General features: G+C 60.3%; 20 protein-coding genes and 1 pseudogene. 7 read left to right on the top strand and 14 right to left on the bottom strand.

What is annotated here, in order from left to right:
* The first annotated feature begins 100 nt into the window (after positions 1–100).
* Both ILFOPFJJ_RS30270 and ILFOPFJJ_RS30265 read left to right on the top strand, forming a co-directional pair.
* The gene (locus ILFOPFJJ_RS30270) at positions 101–2,305 is read left to right on the top strand and encodes a heparinase II/III domain-containing protein (RefSeq protein WP_173514183.1); all 2,205 of its coding nucleotides are present in this window, start codon (positions 101–103) and stop codon (positions 2,303–2,305) included.
* 196 nt (positions 2,306–2,501) lie between these two features.
* Positions 2,502–3,161, top strand: coding sequence for a sulfotransferase family 2 domain-containing protein (locus tag ILFOPFJJ_RS30265; protein ID WP_173514182.1), 660 nt, complete (start codon positions 2,502–2,504; stop codon positions 3,159–3,161).
* A 632-nt stretch (positions 3,162–3,793) separates the two neighbouring features.
* Here the strand turns inward: ILFOPFJJ_RS30265 and ILFOPFJJ_RS30260 are convergent.
* The 8 genes from ILFOPFJJ_RS30260 to ILFOPFJJ_RS30225 form a co-directional block, all read right to left on the bottom strand.
* On the bottom strand, positions 3,794–5,272 hold the full coding sequence (locus ILFOPFJJ_RS30260; RefSeq protein ID WP_173514181.1) for a sulfatase-like hydrolase/transferase: 1,479 nt from the start codon (positions 5,270–5,272) through the stop codon (positions 3,794–3,796).
* A 28-nt stretch (positions 5,273–5,300) separates the two neighbouring features.
* Positions 5,301–6,269 carry an ABC transporter ATP-binding protein gene (locus ILFOPFJJ_RS30255; RefSeq protein WP_173514180.1) on the bottom strand — a complete coding sequence of 323 codons (969 nt, stop codon included), beginning with the start codon at positions 6,267–6,269 and terminating at the stop codon, positions 5,301–5,303.
* 3 nt (positions 6,270–6,272) lie between these two features.
* A complete protein-coding gene (locus tag ILFOPFJJ_RS30250; protein ID WP_173514179.1) occupies positions 6,273–7,283 on the bottom strand; it encodes an ABC transporter ATP-binding protein in 1,011 nt (336 codons plus the stop codon).
* Positions 7,284–7,285: 2 nt separating this feature from the next.
* Complete coding sequence (locus ILFOPFJJ_RS30245; protein ID WP_173514178.1) at positions 7,286–8,203, bottom strand: dihydrodipicolinate synthase family protein; 918 nt, start codon at positions 8,201–8,203, stop codon at positions 7,286–7,288.
* 10 nt (positions 8,204–8,213) lie between these two features.
* Positions 8,214–9,125 carry an ABC transporter permease gene (locus tag ILFOPFJJ_RS30240; RefSeq protein WP_173514177.1) on the bottom strand — a complete coding sequence of 304 codons (912 nt, stop codon included), beginning with the start codon at positions 9,123–9,125 and terminating at the stop codon, positions 8,214–8,216.
* Positions 9,091–10,050 (bottom strand): ABC transporter permease, encoded by a 960-nt coding sequence (locus ILFOPFJJ_RS30235; RefSeq protein ID WP_173514176.1) that lies wholly within the window; start codon positions 10,048–10,050, stop codon positions 9,091–9,093. Before ILFOPFJJ_RS30235 ends, ILFOPFJJ_RS30240 begins: the two co-directional genes overlap by 35 nt.
* A gap of 174 nt (positions 10,051–10,224) precedes the next feature.
* Positions 10,225–11,811, bottom strand: a complete 1,587-nt coding sequence (locus ILFOPFJJ_RS30230; protein ID WP_173514175.1) for an ABC transporter substrate-binding protein — start codon at positions 11,809–11,811, stop codon at positions 10,225–10,227.
* 23 nt (positions 11,812–11,834) lie between these two features.
* A complete protein-coding gene (locus ILFOPFJJ_RS30225; protein WP_173514174.1) occupies positions 11,835–12,566 on the bottom strand; it encodes a FadR/GntR family transcriptional regulator in 732 nt (243 codons plus the stop codon).
* Positions 12,567–12,718: 152 nt separating this feature from the next.
* Here ILFOPFJJ_RS30225 and ILFOPFJJ_RS30220 point away from each other — a divergent pair, with 152 nt between their 5' ends.
* Together ILFOPFJJ_RS30220 and ILFOPFJJ_RS30215 are read left to right on the top strand one after the other, a co-directional pair.
* A complete protein-coding gene (locus tag ILFOPFJJ_RS30220) occupies positions 12,719–13,675 on the top strand; it encodes a dihydrodipicolinate synthase family protein (protein ID WP_312032758.1) in 957 nt (318 codons plus the stop codon).
* Positions 13,564–15,171, top strand: a complete 1,608-nt coding sequence (locus ILFOPFJJ_RS30215) for a sulfatase family protein (protein WP_173514173.1) — start codon at positions 13,564–13,566, stop codon at positions 15,169–15,171. Before ILFOPFJJ_RS30220 ends, ILFOPFJJ_RS30215 begins: the two co-directional genes overlap by 112 nt.
* A 143-nt stretch (positions 15,172–15,314) precedes the next feature.
* On the opposite strand, the gene ILFOPFJJ_RS30210 is transcribed toward ILFOPFJJ_RS30215, so the two are convergent.
* Positions 15,315–16,079 carry a hypothetical protein gene (locus tag ILFOPFJJ_RS30210; RefSeq protein ID WP_173514172.1) on the bottom strand — a complete coding sequence of 255 codons (765 nt, stop codon included), beginning with the start codon at positions 16,077–16,079 and terminating at the stop codon, positions 15,315–15,317.
* Between the two features lie 1,980 nt (positions 16,080–18,059).
* Positions 18,060–18,213: pseudogene (locus tag ILFOPFJJ_RS35500) on the bottom strand (IS6 family transposase); the annotation flags it as partial.
* A 127-nt stretch (positions 18,214–18,340) separates the two neighbouring features.
* Here ILFOPFJJ_RS35500 and ILFOPFJJ_RS36800 point away from each other — a divergent pair.
* Positions 18,341–18,655 (top strand): hypothetical protein, encoded by a 315-nt coding sequence (locus ILFOPFJJ_RS36800; protein ID WP_246299913.1) that lies wholly within the window; start codon positions 18,341–18,343, stop codon positions 18,653–18,655.
* Positions 18,656–18,746: 91 nt separating this feature from the next.
* Here ILFOPFJJ_RS36800 and ILFOPFJJ_RS35490 read toward each other — a convergent pair whose 3' ends face one another.
* The 4 genes from ILFOPFJJ_RS35490 to ILFOPFJJ_RS30190 form a co-directional block, all read right to left on the bottom strand.
* Positions 18,747–18,998: a hypothetical protein gene (locus ILFOPFJJ_RS35490; RefSeq protein WP_246299912.1), complete on the bottom strand. Its 252-nt coding sequence runs from the start codon at positions 18,996–18,998 to the stop codon at positions 18,747–18,749.
* A gap of 32 nt (positions 18,999–19,030) precedes the next feature.
* Positions 19,031–19,300: a tyrosine-type recombinase/integrase gene (locus tag ILFOPFJJ_RS35485; protein WP_246299911.1), complete on the bottom strand. Its 270-nt coding sequence runs from the start codon at positions 19,298–19,300 to the stop codon at positions 19,031–19,033.
* A complete protein-coding gene (locus tag ILFOPFJJ_RS35480) occupies positions 19,270–19,608 on the bottom strand; it encodes a site-specific integrase (protein WP_246299924.1) in 339 nt (112 codons plus the stop codon). The genes ILFOPFJJ_RS35485 and ILFOPFJJ_RS35480 overlap by 31 nt, the downstream gene beginning before the upstream one ends.
* Before the next feature lie 79 nt (positions 19,609–19,687).
* A complete protein-coding gene (locus ILFOPFJJ_RS30190) occupies positions 19,688–20,920 on the bottom strand; it encodes a tyrosine-type recombinase/integrase (protein WP_246299910.1) in 1,233 nt (410 codons plus the stop codon).
* Between the two features lie 306 nt (positions 20,921–21,226).
* Between ILFOPFJJ_RS30190 and ILFOPFJJ_RS30185 the strand changes: the two genes are divergently transcribed.
* Together ILFOPFJJ_RS30185 and ILFOPFJJ_RS30180 are read left to right on the top strand one after the other, a co-directional pair.
* Positions 21,227–22,108, top strand: coding sequence for a tyrosine-type recombinase/integrase (locus ILFOPFJJ_RS30185; RefSeq protein WP_173514171.1), 882 nt, complete (start codon positions 21,227–21,229; stop codon positions 22,106–22,108).
* A 7-nt stretch (positions 22,109–22,115) separates the two neighbouring features.
* Positions 22,116–23,312 carry an IS91 family transposase gene (locus ILFOPFJJ_RS30180; protein ID WP_173514170.1) on the top strand — a complete coding sequence of 399 codons (1,197 nt, stop codon included), beginning with the start codon at positions 22,116–22,118 and terminating at the stop codon, positions 23,310–23,312.
* Positions 23,313–23,628 lie beyond the last annotated feature (316 nt).

Here is a 23,628-nt window from a genome sequence, read left to right as displayed (position 1 = left end):
CCCTGTAATTAAGAATAGGCCGAGGTTGCTGCATGTCATACTCTTCGAGCCATGATTCACCATCAGAAGCTCATGTAAAAAGTAGGGTAATTTACTGTAAATGATCAGCAAGGTAAGCGAAAAGCTCCAGTGTTCCTTCGTCGATCAGGCAGCGCGCGCCCGGGCAGCGAAACAGTTAAGCGACCGCGACGTTATCTGGCAAACCCACCTGTGTTTATCGGGCGCCTCCGGCACCCAGCCGCTCGACGCTTCTCGATTGAGCTGCGGTTCTGGCAGGATCGCGACGGAAGCCGATCACATCCGAGTCGATTTCGGAGCCTCGGGTGATGGCGCGGCGACCAGCCAGCAGCTTCGCTTCGCCCTACCGGAGATGCCCGTGGTCAACGGGTTCGGCATGCGGGTCCGACTGCGTGGCTGGGAAAGCATCTCCTATATCGCTATCGGGCATACCGAGGACGCTAGCTATCGGCATGTCAAAGCGACCCACCCGCAGCAGGGCGCATGGTTCGATCTCGATGTGGGCTTCCGTGATTTAGCCTGGGGCTGGCGCAACGGCTGGGAGCATCCCGAGGAAAGGCCCCTCGGCGATGTGCGCTTCTATATTAAGGGCGTGCCAGGGCCAGATGCGGGCTGTGACCTCTCCGAGGTCAGGGTCTGGCGTGAAGCTGAGCATCCCGATGCCGTCTTCGGCGAAGAACGGCCGCTGCGGCCTGAGGTCGTAAGTAACCTCATCGACTATCACCGTGCATACTTCCCAGAATACGAGCGACTGGCCCGCGATTTCATGACTAAGGGACTGTGCCCGCTGGGCGGCAACATCCAACTGGAGTGGCCGGCGGGTGAGCCCCTACCCCCCCGGCTTGGCGAGGTAGGCAGCTTCCAATTTTCATGGCATTCGCAGCATTCGGCGATCATTCTGATGCTGCTAGCTGTCGACTACAGCGAAACCGGCGCTCTGTTCGCCGCGCGCGATATGGTGGCGGACTGGCTAGCGCGCAGCTTCGATCAACCAGATCCCAACGTCAAATACACATGGTACGACCATGGCGTGGCCGAGCGTGCCCTAGCCATGGTCACCCTTTACGGCCAAGGCCAGAAGCACGGCTTCGACACACGATTCATGGCCCGCCTGCGCCGCGCCATTCATCGCCATGCGCAGTTGCTGGCCTCTGAGGTCTTCTATGCTGGCCACCAGCCGATCCGCTATCACAATCATGCTTGGTTTCAGGATCTGGCACTGATGACGGTTGGCTTGGCCTTTCCGGGCTGGGCCTGTGCCGATCTCTGGGTGGAGACCGCATTATCACGCGCCACAGATCAATTCGCACAGTTAATTGCCCGCGACGGAGATTTCGCGGTCTTTGCAGAAAACTCCATCGGCTATCACCTCGGAATCGAGCGGCTCGTCGCAACCATCGGCGTTTTTGCATCTCTCAGCGGGCGCGAGACAGAGATTCCGGCCCTCGCAAAGGCATTGTCCACATTCTCTGCCCTGATGCGTTATCCCGATGGACAGCGTACGCTGGCGCAAGGGGATACGTTCCGCCGGTCTAACCCACCCGAGGGCGACCCGAACGGACGCCAGCCATATAGCAGGCGGGAGATAACCATTCTGCCGCGGGCCGGATATGCCATCGCTAAGGCAAATCACACCGAGCGGCCCTTCATGCTCGTATTCTTGGCTACCTCGCTGGCGGCGACCCACAAGCACGCCGACAACCTTTCCTTCACGCTTTATCTTGACGGGATAGAATGGCTGATTGATCCGAGCTTTTATTCGCATGAATATGCTGGGGATCTGCCGCGTTATTTACGCGGACCTGAGGCACACAATGCGTTTGTCCTGCCCGGCACGGATTATGCAATCGAGCCTGGGCTGGCACAGTTGTGGGGCAAGGAAACCCCCGAAGGCTTCGTGTTCGCGGGCAGCCATACCGCTGTGCGAGATCTTGAATTCCATCGCCGGATCGAGGGCGTGACCGATCGGCTGGAACTGCAGCTATGGGATACGCTCCGCGACGGAGCAAATCTGCCGGCGAATGCTCGACTGATGTTGCACTGTGGCGAAGGAGTTGAGGTAAAGCCAGAGACCAGCGGCTTGCGCCTGTCCCATCCCGCATCAGAGCTGTCACTGCAAATCGTTCTACCGGAAGGCTGTGACATCCACCTCTTCCATGGTCGGCTCGAGGATCCAATCAGGGGCATAACCGGGCTAGGTTTTCTGCAGTCCAGACCGATCACCACGATTGAGATCGCCCCACCAGCGGGGGTCAACAGTTTGGCGTGGCGACTGCGCGCCGTGTGATTGCGACCTCGGTTCACAGGATCAGGCGGCTAACCTCTAGAGTGCCGAGAATTCCGAGTTACGCACCCACCCAGCATGCGCAGTTCGAACAGATGATCGACTGCACCGCCAAGTTTGGATGAATACGTCGATGCGAGATCGGCACAGTGTGCGTCTGTGCTCGATGCACTCTCAAATCTAAAACAGGAGAGGATAGATGGGGATATCGCTTCAAAAGAAATTTATATATTTTGTGATTCCTAAAACTGGTTCCGCCACGGCAAGAAAAGCTTTTAGTCCGTATGTAGATGTCAAGCGCCCGACCCAGCATTTTTCGGAACACGTGCCGATTAAGCGCTTCCTGACATCGGATTATTCTCATCTTACAAGAGAATTCTTCAAGTTCACATTTGTGCGAAATCCATACGACAAGTTATACTCCGGATTTCGGCAAGATCTGCTCGCTGCATACACGTTCAAACACTGGGAAGAAGCAAAGAAACCCATCTTTGAAAAGATCGGCGAGGATTTCAATCGATACATTTCGGACTACGTTGCCCACGCCGATATTCGCGATGATCCCTTCTGGATCTGCTTTTGCCCAATGAACGAGTTCACGCATTTGGACGGCAATCTGTTTGTTGATTTTATCGGGAAAACGGAAAACCTGTGGGACGATGCAAGAAAATTAGAGAAAATTCTGAACTTGGAATGCGCGCCCACAGAAGATCTTAATGTCACAGATCCGTCACGCACGCCCCTCAAGTACGCAAAGCACTACAATCGGCGATCGATCGAAATCGTGAATGAGCTTTACTTGGAAGACTTCCAATACTATGGCTATGACCTCCTATCTCCGCAAGATTTCCGGCAATGAAACGGACGCTCCTCGTCTACGCATGCAGGCGGCCGCGTTTGGAAATCCGAATTCCCTATCGATGTAGGATAGGAACGAGCTCTTCCGTTGCTCGACAACCTTTAATTTGATGTCGTGCGGCTCGATCGCTGCTCAAACACTCGGTCTAGTTGCCGACGAAGGCCGTCAATGCGGCCGTCGATGCCCTCGATTGCGCACAGACGGCTGCAGCCTGCTCCTGCCTGCCTTGGTGACGTAAGCCTCCACAGCGTGCAGCTTATGGGCGGCGAGATCGCGACGGCCCCGGCAACTTCCTGCGCTTGGCGGTGTTTCGCCACCGGCCAAGCGCGCGACGCAGCGCAGCGCTCCGCGTCGTAAAGCCCCGGCCGGTCGTGATCCAAGCGACAGGTCAGCGAGTTTCCTTCATATGCCGCTAAAAGCGGGCCTGAGCCTTGCGCACCGGTCCCTTCGCCATCGTCCGCCCTCGCCTCCGACGCCCGTAGCCCTTGCGGAATGCGGAACGGGCCCAGCAGGATGAGGATCATCCCGGCGACGCTTCGGCGGGAGTTATCGATTAGGGGCGCAGCCAGGCTTGGCTCAGGGTTGCTCTGCTGGCGCGAAGGTGTACAGCAGCCAGCCATTTCTTGTTGACCCTATTGCCCACCACCGGAACCAGCGTCGGCCAAATAGGCGCTGGTGACATCGAACTGGCCTGAATGCGTCCGCCACTGACCGTTGAATTTCGCGACGCAATCGCGGAGCGGATCCTGGTATCTCGCCGTCTCGTCGATCAGTGCGGATCGCATACGTGAGAGTACATCCGCGTAGTCGGCCTCGGCTGCGAGGTTGCGCATCTCGCCAGGATCGCTGTCGAGATCGTAGAGTTCATCCATGTCGCCCGGCGAGAAGATGTATTTGAAGTTGTCGTGCGAGACGAGTATGCGCTGCGAATAAAGGAAGCGCAGGCCGTGATACTCGGCAAGCAGATAGTCCCTGCCCTGCTGGCTTGTCCCAAGTACCTGCGCCGAGAGATCCTCCGCCTGCCGCGGAGCGTAACTGACGCCAAGCAAGGATAGGGCCGTCGGAAGGATGTCCATGTTGAGCGCCAGTGTGTCCCGCCTGCCGCTCTGCAACGATGGATGGCTGAAGATCAGCGGCACCCTCATGGCCTCGCTATAGGGCAAGCCCTTGTCGATGAGCCCGCCATGCGCGCCGGTCATGTCGCCATGGTCCGACGTGAAGACCACGAGCGTTTCTTCTGCCAGGCCGCTGTGATCGAGATAGTCGAGCAGCCGGCCGATCTCATAGTCGAGCATCGCCACATGATCGCAGTAGTAGCCGATATACGCGACGAGCTCCTCCTCGGTTCTCGGATGGTTGCGATAGAAATCATCCCGCTCGCGCTGCACGCGTCGCGGCTTGCCTGAAAGATCGTCCGAGAAATTGTCCCAAGGCGTAATCTTCGTGCGGTCGGTGACGCCGTAGAATTCGTCCGAGATCAGGTGCGGCCCATGCGGATCCCAATATTGCACCGTGGCGAAGAAGGGTTCGCTTCCACCTGCCAGACCCTGCAGCATGCCGATGACCTGATCTGTCAGGAAATGGCAGGGCGTCGACGCCTGCGGGCCGCACCATCGGCCGGCCGCCATAGTCTGCTGGTCGGGGTTGAAGTAGACCTCCGGTTCGATGCGGTAGCTCAAACCGTTCGACGAGAGATAATCCTTAAAAGCTTCGGTCTTGACTATGTTGCCATAGCCGGCCGGTGCATTGCCCTCGAAACCGTAGTCACCCGGGCCTTTCTCCACGCCTACGTGCCATTTTCCGACAAAGCCGCAGCGATAGCCGGCGCGACGAAGATCATGGTGCAGCAAGCGTTCCGGCCGCGCCAGCTCGCGGGCGAGCGCATGATACATGTCGCAATTGGTGCCCATGCCGTGGGTGAAGGCGTAATCGCCGGTGAGCATCGAGGCGCGCGATGGGGTACAGAGTGGCGAAGTGCAATAGGCGCGATCGAAGCTCACGCCGTTCTCAATCAACCGATCGAGGTTCGGGGTCTTAACCGGCACTGTCTTGTGCGGCCCGACGCAGTCCCATCGGAGCTGATCGACGCCGATGAAGAGCAGGTTCTTCATGGTTGAGATGCCTCCCTATTCCTTTGGATCAGTCGAGGTCGTCACGGATGCAGGCCTTGAAGTGTCCTTTCGCCGTTTCTCGCAGGGGCGGCACCATGCTGGCGCATGCCTCGATCGCGACCGGGCAGCGGGTGCGGAAGACGCAGCCGCTCGGAGGGTTGGCCGGGCTTGGTATGTCACCCTTAAGGATCTGCCGGTTGGCGCGTCGCGAGGGATCGGGCGAAGGAACGGCCGAGAGAAGCGCACGCGTATAGGGGTGCTGCGGGCTGGCATAGAGCTTTCGGCTGGGCGCCATTTCCATGATCCGCCCGAGATAGAGCACGATGACCGTATCGGCGACATATTCGATCACCGCAAGATCATGCGCGATGAACAGCATGGTAAGGCCCAGGCGCATCTGCAGGTCGCGCAGCAGGTTGACGATCTGCGCTTGGATCGAGACGTCGAGCGCCGACACCGGTTCGTCGGCCACAAGCAGATCTGGCGCGAGCGTCAGCGCCCGTGCAATGCCGATCCTCTGGCGCTGCCCGCCGGAAAACTCGTGCGGATAGCGGGAGATTGCGTCGGGCGGGAGGTCCACCGACGCGAGGGCCTTGGCGGCCTTGGCGATCCGCTCGGACTTGCTGTCGATACGCTGAATATCCGGCCCTTCCATGAGAATCTCGCCGATGGTCATGCGCGGCGAGAGACTCGCAAAGGGATCCTGGAAAATATATTGGACGCGCGCATGCAGGCGGCGAAGTTCGCGGCGGTTGAGGCTCGTCGTTTCCACACCGTCGAAACGAATGCTGCCGGAGGTCGGCGGGACCAACTGAGCGACCATGCGGCCGATGGTGGTCTTGCCGCTGCCCGACTCCCCGACGAGGCCGACAACCTCCCCGCGCCTGATGTTGAACGAGACGTCCTGGACGGCACGGACGACCGGTCCGCGCCCGAACGCCACCGGGGCGAAATCCTTGGTCAGCCCGCTGACCTCAAGGAGCAATTCATCTGACATCGTTCAGATCTCCTGCCAGCGAATGCAGCGACTGAACTGGCCGTCGCCGGTTTCGACGAGCGGCGGGTAAGCCTTAGAGCAGGCCTCTATCCGATAGGGACAGCGCGGCGCAAATGGACAGCCCTCAGGCAGGTTCATGAGACTTGGAACCGATCCGGCAATCGTCGGCAGCGGCGTGCCCGCTTCCTTGAGGCGCGTTGCTGTTCCAAGCCGCGGCACAGAGCGCATCAGCCCCTGGGTATAGGGGTGGCGCGGATGGGCGAAGACCCGCGCCACGCTCCCGGTCTCGACGACCGAGCCGGCATACATGACTGCCACGCGATCGGCGATCTCCGCAACGACCCCGAGGTTGTGGGTGACGAACAGCATGCCCATACCACGTTCCCGTTGCAGATGGCCGAGCAGGTCGAGGATCTGCGCCTGGATGGTGACATCGAGGGCAGTTGTAGGCTCGTCAGCGATCAGCAGCGTCGGGTTGCATGCCAGAGCCATGGCGATCGTTGCCCGCTGCCGCATGCCGCCCGACAATTCGTGCGGATATTGTCCGGCACGCCGGCGTGGATCGGGAATGCCGACATCCTCCAGCCGCTGGATGGCATCGGCCAGAGCCTCGCGGCGGGACTTGCCGAGGTGAATGCGGATCGGCTCGGCAATCTGCTCACCGACGGTATAGACCGGATTGAGGCTGGTCAGTGGTTCCTGAAAGACCATACCGATATCGTTGCCGCGCACCCGGCGCAACGCTTCGCCGCCGATGCTCTGAAGTTCGACGACCTCCCCCGTCTTGCGTCTGAGGCGAAGCGTTCCCGCGGCGATACGGCCAACGCCGCGCGGCAGGAGACCCATGATCGACAGGCTCGTCACCGACTTTCCAGAGCCGGACTCGCCGACCAGCGCCACGGTTTCTCCCGTCGCGACGGTGAGATTGAGATCGCGCACGGCGACGATCTCGCGATCGGCAATGCGAAAAACCGTGGTCAGTCCCGAAATCTCGAGGATCGGCTCTACATTCATCATCAGTCCAGGAGGCCGGTTTGACGCAGGATGCGATCGATGATCGCGGCCTCTTCGTCATTGAGGGATCGTTGCGGACGGGCCATGATGTTGGTGTCGATGACGCCGAGCCGGCGCATGGCGGTCTTGAAGGCACCCACGCCAGCAGAACCTGCACTGGTCCGCTGCAGGCTGACCCACACCATCTCAAAAAGCCGGCAAAGCCGCTCCTGTTCCTGGCGTGCGGCCGTGAAATCGCCCGCCTGGCACAGATTCCACAGGCGCACATAGCCGTGTGGATCGACATTTCCGAGGCCGGGCACAATGCCATGCGCCCCCATGTTCACGACGCTGTCGGCGACGATTTCGGATCCGGTCATGACGAAGAAGTCGGCGAGATCGGCAGTGTCGGCCATGACGTAGCGAAGATTGCCATCGTCACCGCTTGAATCCTTGAGACCGACAACGGTGCCTTCGCGCGCGAGGGTGACGGTGGTTTTCCGTTCGAGCTTTGTACCGACGCAGACCGGAATGTCGTAGGCGATCACCGGTATCTCGACCGCCTCCCGGATGTAGCGGAAGTGGTCGATGGTCTCGGACTGATTGGTACGCGTGTAGAACGGGGCGGTCACGACGACAGCGTCGGCACCTGCCGACTGCGCGACCCGTGCGTGGGCAATCACGCGCTCCGTCGTGGGGTCGATCACTCCGACCAGGATCGGCACGCGACCGCGCACCCGCTCGACCGCATGTTCGATGATGCGCCGCCGCGTGGTTTCGTCGTGGAACACGACCTCGCTGGTCGACCCGAGTACGAACAGGCCGTGCACACCACCATCGATGAGATGGTCGATGACACGCGTGAACGAAGGGTAATCCACTTCGAAGCTTGTGGTGAGCGGGGTGACGACAGGGGGAATGACGCCGGTAAAGAGGGGCATTTCAGACCTTTCACTTGAGTTCGGAGCGCGGGTCGAAGGCATCACGAAGCCCATCGCCCACGAAGTTGATGGCAAGGACGGTCACGACGAGCGCCGCGCCGGGGAACATCCATTGCCAGGGGTAATTTTCGAGGACATGTGTCGCGCGGGCAGCGTTCAGCATGTTGCCCCAGCTCGCTTCCGGTGGCGTGACGCCGAGGCCGAGGAAGGAGAGGCCTGCCTCCAGCAGGATACCGCTCGCCACCTGCAACGTGGCATAGACCACGAGAATATCGATCGTATTGGGCAGAGCATGCCGAAACAGCAGGTGCCTGAGGCCCGCGCCCATACCGCGCGATGCCACGACGAAATCCCGCTCGCGCAGCTCCAGCAGCCGCGCCCGGACCATGCGCGAGAGCACCGGCCACGACAGTAGCGAAATCACGAGGATCGTCGGCATGATGCCGCTGCCAACGATCGAGGCGAGGACCAGGAGGAAGATGATCGGCGGCAAGGTCATGGCAAGGTCCACGAGGCGCATCGTAGCACCGTCAACGAGGCGCCCTCCGAAGCCGGCGACGGAGCCGACGAAGAAGCCGATAAACGTGGAAATCGCCATCGACGCTGTCGCCACGAGCAGCGAGATCCGGCCGCCCTGCAGGAGTCGCGCCATGATATCCCGCCCCACGCCGTCGCTTCCAAGCCAGTGAGCTGACGACGGCCCCTGGTTCATCGCCAGGAGGTCGATGTCGTTGGGTTTGTAAGGCCACCACAGATCATAGGTAAGGGTGAGCAACAGGATCGGAATCAGGATGGCCGAACCGGCCACGGCCGCGCCGTTGTTAAGAAAGCGCGACATCGCGCGACGGATGGGGCCGGCCGAACGTATCTTCGTCAGGCTGGTCATCTTACGCCACCTTGATACGCGGATCGACAGCGGCATAGGCGATGTCGGTCAAGAGGTTGACGAGGATGACGCAGGCGCCAGTCAGCAGCGTCGCACACATGATGACGGGATAGTCGCGTCGGACCACGGCGTTGATCATCAACAGGCCCATTCCCGGCCAGTCAAACACGCTCTCAATGAAGATGGCGCCCCCGATTGCGATACCGATCGTGGATCCGATCACCGTGATCACCGGCAGCAGGGCATTGCGCACAGCATGTTTGACGATAACCCAGAACTCGCGAACGCCTTTGGCGCGCGCCGTCCGCACGTAATCCTGCGACAGCACCTCGAGCAGTGAGGAGCGCATATAGCGCATGATCAGCGCGCCGTGGCCGATCGAAAGCAGGGCCGCCGGCAGGATGAGGTGCGCCAGCAGGTCGCCGACGGAGAAGGGAGCGCCCGGTGTCAGCATGCCTCCGGCCGGCACCCACCGCAAGACGACCGCAAACACATACAGCCCCAAAAGGGCCGTCAGGAAGGCCGGGCTGGAGATGCCGACGAAAGCCGCCGTGGACAGCGAGAGATCGGCGAACTGGTTGCGCCGGACTGCGGCAAGGATGCCGGCTGCTATCCCAACGACGACTGAGATAGCAAGCCCGCTGAACATCAGCAGGATCGTCGGTCCAATGCGGCCGAGGACGAGCGGCAGCACTGGTTCGCCGCCGCGCTGGATGGAATAGCCGAAATCTCCGGTCACGGCGGCACCAAGCCAGGCGAAATACTGCACCGGCAGCGGCTGATCGAGGCCGAGGCGCGTGCGCAGCGCCACAAGATCCGAGGCTGACATCGGGACCGACGGGTTGATGTAGGCATCGATAGGGTCGCCGGGCGTGAGCCGCAGCAGCGTAAAGATGAGGACGGTCAGGGCCAAGAGCATGAGCAGGCCGACAACCGTGCGGCGGAGGACATATTGCAGCATGTTTCACCAACAGGGTCCCCTACAGCGCCGCGCGTCTTATCAGACGCGCAAAAGACGCTGTAGCGCTTTGAATTGCCGCATATTTTTGTCCTTAAATCGGCTCCGATTAAAGGAAACATGCAGTAGGGATGCGGCCGGACTTGACCGTCCGGCCGCCCCTCGCCCCAGCCCCATTTACGGAGCGATATCCCACTTCTCCGGGTGGGAGACGAATGGACCGCCGCCCGGAGCAGGCGTCCAGAAGAAGTCCTTGAGCTTGCTGGACGCGACCCCGTAGCGGCTCGCGACCCACATCGGGCTCCAGGGAAGCTCAGCGTTCATTTCCTTGCAGACCTGCTGCCACTTGGCGTCCGCCTTGGCCGGATCAGTCTCCGCCATCGCCGCATTCAATGCCTCGGTAAGCTGAGGCATCTCGACACGCATGATGTTGTTGCCGGCGGGCGGTATCTGGGCGGCATTGAGCCCGACGTTGAGCGAAGCCGGGTTGGGGCCGTTCTGCAGGCCGGCATAGACCAGCGGGAACTCCGACCACTTCTCACTTCGGACGATGCCGTTGTAGCTCGGGACATCAAGGGCGCGCGGCGCCACATTGATGCCAACCTGCGCGAGCATGGCCTGGATCGCCGCCATGACGTTGGCTACCTGCGGCGTGTTATAGTAGGTGAGCCACGGGATCGGCTTGTCGCCGTTGATCTCGTCCCAGCCTGCCTCCTCAAGCAGTTCCTTCGCCTTCTGCGGGTCGTAGGCATAATCGTCAAGGCCGTTCGGAACGAGCTGCGGCACGACATAGCCGCAGTTGGCCATCTTGGCCGCACCGCCGAACAGACTTGAAATGATCGCGTTTCGATCGATGGCGTGGATGACCGCCTGCCGCACGCGAAGGTCGTTCCAGATTCCGGCCCTGTGATTGAAGCCGATGTAGTTCACCACATAGGAGTCGCCTTCGATGATCTGGAAGTCGTCATTGCCCTTGAAGGTCTTGGCGTCGTCAGGCTCGGCGAAGGTGAACTGGATCTCTCCAGCCGAGAGTGCCGAGACGGCCGCAGCGGGATTGGCGAAATACCGGTTGATCAAGCGATCCACCTTCGGCTTGCCGCCCCGATAACCGTCATAGGCAGCCATTTCGACATACTGATCGCTGACATACTTCACAAACTTGAACGGACCTGTGCCAACCGGTTTTGTCGACCACCACGGGCTCTTGGCGATTTCCTTGACATCCATGGACGACAGGGCGTGCTCCGGCAGCATCATCACCTGCGCCAAGACGGACAGGAAGGCCGAGTTGGGCTTGTTGAGCTTGACGACTGCCGTGTGCTCGTCAGGAGCCTCGATCGACGCGATGTCGGCGAGCCGGGCGGCGAAAATACTGCCGCTGTCGGCGTTCTTGGCGAGTTCCAATGTGAACTTGACGTCCGCCGAGGTGAAGGGCTCGCCGTCGTGCCACTTCGTATCGACCAGCTTGAAGGTGTAGGAAAGGTTATCTTCGCTGACGGTGAACTCGGATGCGAGCGCGCCGACGAGCTTCGACAGATCGGATGTGTAGATGACCAGCGGCTCGAAATAGGTGTTGAGCCAAGTAAAGCCGGCGGTTGCGGTCTGCGGGTTGAAGTTACCGGGAAAACCGCCCGGCCCCACGTCGAAGCCGCCGACAATGGTCTTTTTCTCCTGCGCCAGAACCGGCGTGGACACCATCGCGGTGGCACTGGCAAAAGCAAAGGCTGCCACCGCCAGAAGGCGGCCGAAATTTCGTCGATGCATGCTCTCCTCCTCTTGTATTCAGTTTATTGCTGGACCGGATCGAGCTCCTCCTCGGGCCGGTTCATCGCGATAACCCTCCTGATTCCGGAATAGTGTTCGCCAAGACGCCTGCGCGCTGCCTCGACATCTCTGGCCGCAACGGCTTCGACAATCTCGTGGTGATCGCGCCAGGTGGCCAGAGGGTTCGGATTGGTCAGATTTGTAAGGTCCGAAGCCTTGTAGAAAGCAGACCAGAAGATATCGATCAGCGCGCTCAGCATCTTGTTGTTTTGGCAGCGGAACAGCAGCTGGTGAAATTGCTGGTCTTCCTCGGCAAAGCTCTCGCCGCGTTCAGCGCGTTGACGCATGCGATCGGTTAGCTCGCGGAGCTCGGCAATATCCTCCTCGCCGATCATCTCGATGGTTCTATCGATCAGGCCGGTTTCCAATACGCGACGGATCTCCTGCAACTCTTCGACGTCGCGCAGCGAAGCCTGCAGACCGTAGGCAAGATTGTCCAGCAATGGCGCAAACGAGAATTCCTTGACGAAAACCCCGATGCCGCGTCGCGTCTCGAGGATGCCGACCGATTCCAGCGCCTTGATCGCCTCGCGCACGGAGTTGCGTCCGACCCCCAGTTGCTGCGCCAGGAAAGTCTCCGGCGGCAGGGCCGCGCCCGCGGAAAGCTTATTATCCTCGATATAGCTGCGCAGGCTCTCCTGCACGCTGACATGCAGAAGCGGCGGACGCGCCAACGGCTTTATCGGCTTTGCCAAGCATCACTCCCTGTGCACAGGCTTCCAATACGGTTGAGGTATATCGACTTGTAGGATATTTTGCAAGTCTATAAATGAACGACGAATGGATTCAGCCGCCGGCATAGCTGGAAAGCGCAGCTGAATCCCGAGGCCGCAAAGGGAGGTGAGGTGTGGTGGCAGCCGTAAAGTTCGAATGGCAGAATGGTCGCTGGGGCCGCATTCGCGGAAACTGGGCGACGCTGCTCTTGCCGATAAATGATGACGATTCGATCGATTACGCGCGCCTTACCGACGAAATCGACCACCTGATCGCAGCCGGCGTGGATGGCATCTACTCCAACGGCACTGCGGGTGAATTCCACAATCAAACAGAGGCAGAATTCGATGCCATTCAGCAGCTGCTGGCGGATCGCTGCAAGCCCGCGGCGATGCCTTTCGTCATCGGCGCCTGCCAACCTGATCCACGGATATCCCTGGAACGCGTGCGAAGGGCGGCAAGGCTCGAGCCGGAGGCAATCCAGGTGATCCTTCCGGATTGGTGGCCCGTGACCACAGACGAGGCATCGGATTTCCTCGGGATGGCTGCAGAGGCGGCCGGCTCGGCACCGCTGGTTCTCTACCATCCGCCGCATGCAAAGCGCGTCTTTGCCCCGGCCGAACTGGCGGAGATCCTCGCGCCGGTGCCCGAGATCGTTGGCGTCAAGCTCGGAGACGGAGACTCATCCTGGTATGAGCAAGCCCGCCAGTGGCTCGATGCCTGGGGAATTTATGTTCCCGGACATCATCTTGCGACGGGCGTCAAACAAGGCGTTGCCGTCGGGGCATTCTCTAACGTCGCCTGCCTGAGCCCGTCGGGAGCGCAGCGCTGGACCGCATCGATGGCCAGCGACATCGAACAGGCTCTCAAGGTGGAAGCACGTCTGCGCACTTTCCTCGAAGTCCACATCACACCCCTCGCCAAAGTGCACGGTTATTCGAATGCTGCACTGGACAAGCTGTTGGCCGCGATCGGAGGATGGGCGGACATCGGCACGCGGCTGCGCCGGCCGTATCGCTGGCTCGATCCCCAGGTCGTATCGGGACTACGGGAGAAAGCCAAAGCCGCCCTCCCCGAAATCATGCTGTAGTCGTCGAGGTAAGCATCATGACACCGCCGAACATTTTGATGATCATGACGGACCAGCAACGTCGGGATACGCTTGGCGTCTACAGCTGCGACTGGATTCCGACACCTAATCTCGATGAGCTGGGAAATGCCGGAGCGGTCTTTGAGCACTGCACCGTCGACAACCCCATCTGCACGCCTTCGCGCGCCAGCATCCTTACAGGCAAGCCCGTGCCGGGCCACGGGGTCGAGCGGGTGCATGACAACCTGCCCCCGGACGAAGTGCTTTTCACAGAACGACTGCGAGAGGAAGCCGGCTACTGCACCGCGCTTTTTGGCAAACTCCACGTCAGCAGCCGTCTTAAGGAAGAACACGAGCGGCACCCGCATGACGGTTTTGATATTTATGAATGGTGCCTGGAACCGTCGGTCGCGATGCAGAGCCCGTTCAACGGCTATACCGCTTGGCTCCGCGAAACCGCACCGGACTTCCTCGCTGCGCTTCACCGCAACGGCCGCGGCGAGCTTCACCACCCTGAAGCCGTCCACATGAGCAAGTGGGCGGCGGATCGAACCATCGCATTCATACAGTCGATGAAAGCGGAACGGCAGCCGTTCTTTTGCCTGATGAGCCTGTTCGATCCCCATGATCCCTATGAGGATTACCCGTCCACCTTCAGGAATCGAGTGGACGCAGCAAAGATTCCGAGCCCGATTCCTTCGCGGGCGACGCAACCCGACTGCGTCCAGCGGGAGCAGCAGAGTTCCTATCTCGGGCGTTTTACGGATTTCTCACCGGAAGAAATCCGCAAGATCCGCATCGGCTATGCCGTTTCGATTGCGTTCCTTGATGAGCAAATCGGTCGAGTTCTAAGGGCACTGGACGATACCGGGCTAACGAACGACACACTGGTCATCTTCATGTCCGATCACGGCGACCAACTTGGTGACCATGGGCTCTTCGTCAAGGGAGTAGCACTCTACGAGCCTACGGTCGGAGTGCCGTTGCTATTGCGCTGGCCAAGCCGCATCGCTGCTGGAACCCGGTGCACCGCGCTTGCGCAGGGCCGCGACGTCGCTGCCACCTGTCTCACGGCAGCCGGACTCAGCACGCAATCATGCCCGCAAAGCGAGGATCTTGTTGCCATGGCATCGCGGAACGCAACGAGGCGCAGCAGCGCAATCTGTGCTTATCGCAACTCCGGCGTAAACGACAGGGGCAGCTTTTGGGATCCATCGATGCAGGCGACCATGGCGCGGAACCAACGCTTCAAGCTTACTCTCTACACCAGCGACGGCTTGAGCCAACGAGAGTTATTCGATCTCGAGACCGACCCACGGGAAACGGTGAACCTCTCGGGCGATCCCGCATACGCAGCCATCGAGCTCGCGCTGCTCAACGACATCGCCTCGTTTGTCCACGATGAAGCAGCGGCGGCGCCACCACGCGCAACATCGTCCATTCCCAGTGCGGCCCAACGGCTGCGGAACAGAATCAAGGAACGGCCTCACTCTTGATCACACGCACCGTGATGGGCTTGCTCGTGGTCGTGGCGATCGTCTGCCCGTATTCGAGCCAGTGCGCTTGCTTCAGGAGTGACGTTGAAGTGACGCCGCTGGCTTCGGCGGATAAAGCGCTGTTTGATCTACCACTGAGTCGATCAGATGAACGACACAGTCACACGAACTATCAACCCATCCGCTCCGACGCATAGCTTCCTGGGCTCGGCGGGAAGACGACGACGCGGTGCCTCCTCCGGCCACTTGCTGAAACCGTTCACCAGGTTTGCCAGCTCCTGCGGCTTAAAAGCGGAGAGCCGGGAAGGCACCTCACCGGCGATTGCGACGGTGGCCTCGCGACAGCCAGCCTCCTCCGGCCACTTGCTGAAACCGTTCACCAGGTTCGCCAGCGCCTGCGGCTTAAAAGCGGAGAGCCGGGAAGGCACCTCACCGGCGATTGCGACGGTGGCCTCGCGACAGCCCGCCTCCTCCGGCCACTTGCTGAAACCGTTCACCAGGTTCGCCAGCGCCTGTGGATCAAAATAGGAGAGCTGGGAAGGCACCTCACCGGCGATTGCGACGGTGGCCTCGCGACAGCCCGCCTCCTCCGGCCACTTGCTGAAACCGTTCACCAGGTTCGCCAGCTCCTGCGGAAAAAAATCAGTGAGCCGGGCATCGCGGGTGGCGCGGCGAGTGACCTCAGCGGCGATCGCGAGCGTAGCTTGAAGGTTGGCCGCCTGTTCCGGCCACTTGCTGAAACCATTCACCAGGTTCGCCAGCCCCTGCGGAATATCAGTCAGCCTGCCGGGCCAGCCAGCGACCTCACCGGCGATCGCGCTTGTAGCGCGGCGACAGCCCGCTGCGTCCGGCCACTTGCTGAAGCCATTCACCAGTAAGGCTAGGCCTTGATTGGTCTGCTCCGACAATACGCGGCTTGCATTACAACAAAATTCCGCGATTCTGATCGTCCCCTTGCGGCATTCCGCCGCCCGCGAGTGCCGACCGAATGATGAGGCGAGGAGCGGAAAGGCTCGGACGTCAACTTTGTTCATAAGCCCGTCGTCGAGCCTCGATACTCGAGCGGCCAAGTCCTTGCAAGCTTCCATACCTTCCCGACCGCCGGCATCCGCGCTCACCGCGTTGCATATCCTGGCGTAGTTCCAGGATTCTTCCGCGCGAATATTCTCCGCCAAGCGTACGACAAATCTGCATCGGAAGTCAGCCGCGGCCTTTTGCAGGAACGTTGCCTTCTCCGGCATTCGCAGCTGCCTGGCATAGTTCGCCACTACAACTGAGAATCCATGGACGTCGCGTGCGCGATCAATGCCCCTTAGCGCTGCATTAAGGGCATCCGAAGACCTATAGGGCCGCTCTAATCTTCCACCGTGGAAGCTCGGCGCGGCGACATCGTCCACGCGCCGCTTTCCTGGCCGGACACTCAGGTCGGGCGCGAAGCGCCTATGCCAGGAGAGCGAGTCTGGTTTTGAATGTCTGGAGGCTTGATCGCCGCGCCAGGATTGGTCATGAGAAAATGACGAGCTTTCTGCCCGACCTGGTGCGCGACGATAAAATCTAGACGGAATCTCGAAGTTCCCACCGTGACCGCGCTGCCCGGCCCTTTCCTCGATTGGGATGCGAGTCTCCAGGTCTCGAGACTCAGAGCCCATCCGTGCAAGGACAGAGTTTTTCGTTCGGCCTCGTTGATCAGAAGCGGGAGCCGCGTGAGACCTCGGCGCGGCGACATCCTCGACACGCCGCTTTCCTGGCCTGACACTCAGGTCGGGCGCGAAGCGCATATGCGAGGAGAGTGAGACTTGATCGCCGCGCCAGGACTGGTCGTGAGAAAACGACGAGCTCTCTGCCCGACTTGGTGGATAATATCTGTGCGGGACGTTGACGTTCCCACCATGACCGCGCTGCCCGGCCCTGTCCTCGATTGGGACGCGAGTCTCCAGGTCTCGAGACTCAGAGCCCATCCGTGCAAGGACAGAGTTTTTCGTTCGGCCTCGTTGATCAGAAGCGGGAGCCGCGTGAGACCTCGGCGCGGCGACATCCTCGACACGCCGCTTTCCTGGCCTGACACTCAGGTCGGGCGCGAAGCGCCTATGCGAGGAGAGCGAATCTGGTTGTGAACTTCCGGAGACTTGATCGCCGCGCCAGGACTGGTCGTGGGAAAACGACGAGCTCGCTGCCCGACTTGGTGGATAATATCTATGCGGGACGTTGAAGTTCCCACCATGACCGCGCTGCCCGGCCCTGTCCTCGATCGGGACGCGAGTCTCGAGGTCTCGAGGCTCGGAGCCCATCCGCGCAAGGTCAGAATTGTTCGTTTGGCCGAGTTCATCAGAAGCGACGCGAGTCGGGGCCGCACCGTCAGTGCTGTCATCTGCATATTGCCAAACAGGACCCCCAAGTCCGTTGATGGCAGTCATAATGCACCTCCAATGCAAGCGCGAATGCGCTGGTCGCGATCGTATTATGCACTGAGGGCCGCGAGCACGGCACTGCATGTTTGGCAATTTCGCCAGATCCTGAGCACAACGATAGCAAATGCTTTTACATCCCAATGCTCGAAGAGCGATCGGCGATCCGTTGCATTCGAATCTCCTATGCTCCGCTTCTGCCAACAGCACAAATAGGTGTTCATTATAGAGCGATATCGGCGGCCTATTCGTCTGAGCCGCTCGTTTCATCCGAGAGCCGAAGACAGCCCGGTATATCCGCCGCCCGACCCGGATCTGTCACTGCCGACTTTGGTCATCCTTCGCGCAAGCGAGCCGTTGCGACCTGGCCCGAGATCTGCGGGTCAAGCACTGTCGCCAGAATCTTGAACCTGTGAGACGCGTTCCAGCCGCCCCTTGCCACCGCTTGCTATCGCTTTGTGCTGGCGATGTTCGATGTGAAAGCAGCCAATGTTGTTCGACGTGATCGACATAACGATTTCGCGCAGAGGCCATTTGTCCCCGCGAGCAGGAGCCCGCTGGCGGATCCGGTCGGAGAGCGCCTTGCCGAATTTCTTCCCCACTCGCGCACGGCTTCATAGGACACGCCAATGCCACGGCCGCCAGGATTTCCTTGGGCAGCGGAGGAGATGCAACGTATCCTTCCGTTGAGGACCGTTGAGGGTCGCAATGTTTGACGGGCGCGTGCGCTGCAGGTCCTTGGCGGTAGTCCTGGGAGAGGCGCTATGACGATTTCGCGGGCAGAGGTGACCACATCGGTCGACTGGCAACGTTCGAGTGTAGCGCTTGCTGGGAATGGCAAGAACACGTTGAATTTGAGCGGAATGCTCGGGTGCTTCGAAGGCGGCATAGCGAAAGAAGGAATGAATCGCCGTGAGGCGCAAGTTGCGGCTGCGGACGCTGATGCCCTGGTGGTTCTCCAGGTCATCAAGGAAGGAAACGATCAACGGCGCGTCGACTTCCTCAAAGCTCAGGCGGGTCGGCGGCTTATGCGACCTTCGTTGGGCGAACTTCAGCACTGCCGAAATGTGTCCCGATAGGAGCTGATCGTATGCGGGCTTGCCTGCCGCTGTTGCATCAGGCGTTGGATGAAAAAACGCTCCAAGAGTGGCGCCAGGCTGGCGTGCTTGTTCATGTCCGATCCTCCCAGCGACGTTCAAGGCGGCGCATTGCTTCTTTCATCAATTCGGGTGAACTGCTGAGGTACCATTGGGTATCGGCCACGTGGGACATGGCCGAGTCGGAGACATTCATCGAACGTTCTATGCTCTGTCTCGCCAGATCGGCCTGCGCGGCGCAACTGACAGCCACGGTCCACGCCTCCATGACATGCGGCATGTGTTCGCGACGAATACACTGGTGCTTTGGTACGAAGCCGAGCAAGATCCCGAGCGGATCCTGCCCATTTTGTCCACTTATCTTTCAAGGCGATTGCCCAGTTGCGAAGTGAACAAATAAGGCGATGATGCCTGGGCTGCACAATGCTGCCGGCGGCGTTTGAGATATTCCTGAAGCACTCTACAGATTGACGCGTGCATCGGCACGAGACGGGATTTGCCGAACTTTGTGCCGCGGATCGTCAACACTGCAGCGTCGAAATCAACGTCCGCGAGCTTGAGGTTGCGGTCCTCGCCGAGACGCAGGCCGGAAACGCTCAGCAATCGAACAGGCAATAGTATGTCCATGGCCTGAGCTTGCAGCGGCTATATCGGCATGGCATCTCCAGAGCGGCCGCCAGAAGACGTTGGATGTCTACCTTCGAATAGAGATACGGTCGTGCCCGCTTCGGCCGAAAGGGCAGCAAACCTGCTGGCGGAATCTGAGTTCGCGGATCGGCAGCAGCGCGATAGCGGGCGAATACGCGGACATATCCCAGCCGGGTCGCCCAATGCGAAGGCAGCGCCCGCGGCGGTCGCTGAGCCCAGGCAAGGGCCAGTTCCGTCGTGATGTATGGCGTGTCATTGGCCTCCAGGAAGGTAACGAAATCGATCAATCCCCTTCCTGTCTCTCGCAATTTGAACCCCAACCTTCGCCGATCTCGAGGTAGTCCTGAACAGCCTGTCGGAGTGTGCTCATTGCGCTTCTCCCGGCCATGGCAAAGCCGGTGTTCGCAACGCGTCGAGATCGACCTTGGCGTAAATCGCCGTTGTCTGCACATGGCGATGTCCCAGAACATCGCCGATCTCCCCAACGAGGCGCCGCCGCGCAGCATCTCTGAGGCAAGCCCATGTCGGAACTGGTGGGCTCCCTTTGTGGGAGAGTCGATGCCGGCCCTCTTGAGTGAGCGTCGGATTGACCGACCCGAGTCCACATGGGCCGGTGAAACCCTGGATCGGCGCCTTGTCGCGTAGAAAGACACGGCGGCTGGCATTGCGCGGACGCGCCTTCCATAGGTAATCGGCGATCGCTTCGCCAACGTCGGCCGGCAACGGAAGGTCTTTGCGCTGCCCGTTCTTGCCAACCACATGGATTTGTCCGGCGGCCCAATCAATATCATCGAGTTCGAGCATGATCACCTCGCTCGACCGCAGTCCCAATCGCGCCAATGCGAGGATCATCGCATAATCGCGGCATCCGACCGGCGTATCTCGATCGATGCTGGCGAGCAAACGAGTGACCTCATCGCGGCCGATCCCGCGGGGAATGGACGAAAGTGACCAGTTGGCTACGATAGGAACCGCTGCTGCTAGGTCTGATGTGATGTCCCCCCGATAGCGCGCATAAGAGAGAAACGACCGCAGTGCGGTGGTAATGATCTTCGCGCGTCGCATGTTGAGACGTGAAACCTTCCGTTGCACGAAATCGGTCACGTCGACGGCACGCAATTGTGCGAGCGACACCTCGCCATCGCTAAAGCGGAAATTGAGAAAATCTCGGACGACCGGCCGGTAATTTATGATCGTCTCGCGAGCTAGCGCACCGGCGTCTCGCAAATACCGCTCATATGCCTGCACATGTTGTTCTACCTGCGATGGGTTGTGATCGGCCTCAATCTCTTCGGCGATTGCGTTCTGGCTTCGCAGAAAAGCCAACAGATGTCGAAGAGCGGCGGTATTTCCAAGCTTTGGCCGCTGCGCTCGGTCCAGCAAATAACGCCCGGGGTGATCTTCACTTATGTCACTGAGCTCAATCCCCTTATGCCCGAGCCATTTGCTGAAGCCTGCCGCCATCAGCACCTGGTTCCTCATGGAAACAAGACCGTAGCCTCGATCAGCGAGCCAATCGGCAAATGGAATAATGTAACTCGCCACCGGTCCCTCCGGCGGCCGCGACAACGCGATATCATCGTTGATGAAATACTTCATTGTTTGCTCCCTTCCCAAGCTGGATTGCTGGAAGGGATAGGAACTATCTCTACACGCTATCTATAAATCCTTGAAATCTTTGATCGAAATATAGCTACCCGACATAGTCCGGCAGGGTAGATAGTGGCGATTGGACTAACCCGCTCCGCTACCGCGGAGCGGCAAGGAGGTCAGGTATTCAGTAGGTGGACTAACCCGCTCCGCTACCGCGGAGCGGCAAGGAGGTCAGGTATTCAGTAGGAGCCCCAACTGCGCGAGGATGGGACGGCTGTTTGGCAGCCATCCCATCGGACAGAGGAGCTCGTCATGACCCCACTTCGCCAGCGCATGAGCGAGGATATGCAGGTGCGCAATTTCTCGCTCAATACCCAGCTTTCATATCTGCGGCAAGTGTCGCTGTTTGCACGACACTTCGGCAAGGCGCCGGACTTGCTCGGCCGCGAGGATATTCGGACCTATCAGGTCTATCTGGCCAACGAGAAGAAGCTGGCGCCTAACTCAATCCATACCGCCATTGCGGCGTTACGCTTTTTCTTCAGCGTCACGCTCGAGAGGGACTGGGTGCCTGCAGAGGTATTGCCGCTTCCGAAGAAACCGCAGAAGCTGCCGATCATCCTCAGTCCGGATGAAGTACAGCACTTTCTCGGCTGCGTGGCCGATCTCAAATACCACGCCATCCTGACGACGTGCTATGCCGCCGGCCTGCGCATTTCGGAAGCGGTGCACCTGAAGCCCACGGACATCGACAGCCAGAGAATGGTCGTTCGTGTCGAGCAGGGAAAGGGCCAGAAGGATCGCTATGTGATGCTGTCGCCGAAGCTCCTGGAGATCCTGCGAGACTATTGGAGGATGCGGCGGCCAAAGGCGTGGCTCTTCCCTGGCGATCGCGTCGGCCATCCAATCAGCAGGGATGCAGTTGGGCAAGCCTGCGCAAAAGCGCACGATCTCTCCGGCTTGTCCAAACCGGTGACACCGCACAGCCTGCGACACGCCTTCGCCGTTCATCTCCTCGAGGCCGGCTCAGACGTGCGCACCATTCAGTTGCTGCTCGGTCACCGCAGCCTCGCAACCACCGCCCATTACCTGCGCATCGCCACCAACAAGGTCTGCGCCACGGCGAGCCCCTTCGAACTTTTGCCACATCCAGCGCCCACCCCGCTGCCGCCCCCCAAACCTGAGTATTTCTGAGCTCCCGATGGTCCGTTCCGGGCCGGAAGTGGCGGACATCTTCCGTCGCTACGGTGAGGCCTATCGTGCCCAGCACACATCGCTGTCGACAGCTCAGCGCCGTGTCATGACGGCGATCGAGTTGTGCCGGACTGCCGCGCTCGGCGGGCACGTCGAAGCGTGCAATCACTGCGGCCACCGGCGCATCGCCTTCAACAGCTGCCGCGACAGGCATTGCCCCCGCTGCCAGTCGCTGGCCCGAGCGCAATGGCTGGAGGATCGCCGCGCCGAGCTGCTCGACACACAGTACTTCCACGTCGTCTTCACGCTGCCGGAGGCCATTGCCGCCGTCGCCTATCAGAACAAGGCGCTCGTCTACGGGATGCTGTTTCGCGCCACCGCCGAGACGCTACGCACCATCGCCGCCGATCCCAAGCATCTCGGCGCCGAGATCGGCTTCTTCGCTGTTTTGCACACCTGGGGACAAAATCTACTGCACCATCCCCACCTGCACTGCGTCGTCCCGGGTGGCGGGTTCTCGCCGGACCGCACGCGATGGATCGCCTGCAAGCCCGGCTTTTTCCTGCCGGTCCGGGTGCTCTCTCGCCTGTTCCGCCGCTTGTTCCTGGAACTCCTGGAGAAAGCTTTCGATGCGGGCGAGCTGCAGTTCTTCTCTGACTTGCAGCGCCTTGGCGAACGCAAAGCCTTCCGACGCTATCTGGCACCCCTGCGAAAGGCCGACTGGGTCGTCTACGCCAAGCCGCCCTTCGCCGGGCCCGAACAGGTGCTCGTCTACGTCGGCCGCTACACGCATCGTGTCGCCATCTCTAACAACCGGCTCGTCGATATCGAGGATGGCGCTGTGCGTTTCCGTTGGAAGGATTATCGGCACGGCGATCGGCAAAAAGTCATGAGCGTCTCGGCCGACGAATTCATCCGCCGCTTTCTGTTACATGTCCTGCCCGAGGGCTTCCATCGGATCCGCTATTACGGTTTTCTTGGCAATCGCTACCGCCAACAGAGGCTTGCCCACTGTCGCGACCTGCTCGGCATGCCGGTTCCCGCGCCATCAGAGAGCCAGGCTCCGAAGGACTATCGCGACCGTTACGAGGAACTCACCGGGTGTTCCCTCAGGCAATGCCCGGCCTGTCGTCAGGGGCAGATGATCACCATCGAAACTTTCGACGGCGTCAGCGGACCCGTGCATTGCTGGGATACGTCATGAAAGAAGCGCGCCGCTTTCATCGTCACCGTAACGCATCGTTCCGCCGGAAAACCGGTCGGTACCGCGAAGGTGCGTGCCGTCGCGCCTACCAGCCCCTCCCGGCAGGTTATCACGGCCATACCCCTTGTCGAATTCGAAATCGGCGCTGTTTTCGTCCCGTGCACCCAGCGGCGACCCTCGTCACCACCGCCCCTGCGGCGCCTTTCCTTGGAGCCGCCACCCTTCAATACCCATAGGACCTGAATCGCGCCCGCGGCTTAGTCCAACACGTTTTTAGCGCACCGTCGCCATCGGCCTCGGCGCGCGCGTCAACGTG

The organism is Sinorhizobium psoraleae, assembly GCF_013283645.1.
Lineage (GTDB): Bacteria > Pseudomonadota > Alphaproteobacteria > Rhizobiales > Rhizobiaceae > Sinorhizobium > Sinorhizobium psoraleae.
The sequence above is the reverse complement of the archived record's forward strand: the minus strand, read 5'-3'. Positions and strand labels throughout refer to the sequence as shown.

Coding starts and splice junctions, on each gene's coding strand:
- ILFOPFJJ_RS30270 (WP_173514183.1), top strand. CDS start 101: ATGATCAGCAAGGTAAGCGAAAAGCTCCAGTGTTCCTTCGTCGATCAG.
- ILFOPFJJ_RS30265 (WP_173514182.1), top strand. CDS start 2,502: ATGGGGATATCGCTTCAAAAGAAATTTATATATTTTGTGATTCCTAAA.
- ILFOPFJJ_RS30260 (WP_173514181.1), bottom strand. CDS start 5,272: ATGAAGAACCTGCTCTTCATCGGCGTCGATCAGCTCCGATGGGACTGC.
- ILFOPFJJ_RS30255 (WP_173514180.1), bottom strand. CDS start 6,269: ATGTCAGATGAATTGCTCCTTGAGGTCAGCGGGCTGACCAAGGATTTC.
- ILFOPFJJ_RS30250 (WP_173514179.1), bottom strand. CDS start 7,283: ATGAATGTAGAGCCGATCCTCGAGATTTCGGGACTGACCACGGTTTTT.
- ILFOPFJJ_RS30245 (WP_173514178.1), bottom strand. CDS start 8,203: ATGCCCCTCTTTACCGGCGTCATTCCCCCTGTCGTCACCCCGCTCACC.
- ILFOPFJJ_RS30240 (WP_173514177.1), bottom strand. CDS start 9,125: ATGCCGCTGTCGATCCGCGTATCAAGGTGGCGTAAGATGACCAGCCTG.
- ILFOPFJJ_RS30235 (WP_173514176.1), bottom strand. CDS start 10,050: ATGCTGCAATATGTCCTCCGCCGCACGGTTGTCGGCCTGCTCATGCTC.
- ILFOPFJJ_RS30230 (WP_173514175.1), bottom strand. CDS start 11,811: ATGCATCGACGAAATTTCGGCCGCCTTCTGGCGGTGGCAGCCTTTGCT.
- ILFOPFJJ_RS30215 (WP_173514173.1), top strand. CDS start 13,564: ATGGGCGGACATCGGCACGCGGCTGCGCCGGCCGTATCGCTGGCTCGA.
- ILFOPFJJ_RS36800 (WP_246299913.1), top strand. CDS start 18,341: ATGACGATTTCGCGGGCAGAGGTGACCACATCGGTCGACTGGCAACGT.
- ILFOPFJJ_RS35485 (WP_246299911.1), bottom strand. CDS start 19,300: ATGGACATACTATTGCCTGTTCGATTGCTGAGCGTTTCCGGCCTGCGT.
- ILFOPFJJ_RS30190 (WP_246299910.1), bottom strand. CDS start 20,920: ATGAAGTATTTCATCAACGATGATATCGCGTTGTCGCGGCCGCCGGAG.
- ILFOPFJJ_RS30185 (WP_173514171.1), top strand. CDS start 21,227: ATGACCCCACTTCGCCAGCGCATGAGCGAGGATATGCAGGTGCGCAAT.
- ILFOPFJJ_RS30180 (WP_173514170.1), top strand. CDS start 22,116: ATGGTCCGTTCCGGGCCGGAAGTGGCGGACATCTTCCGTCGCTACGGT.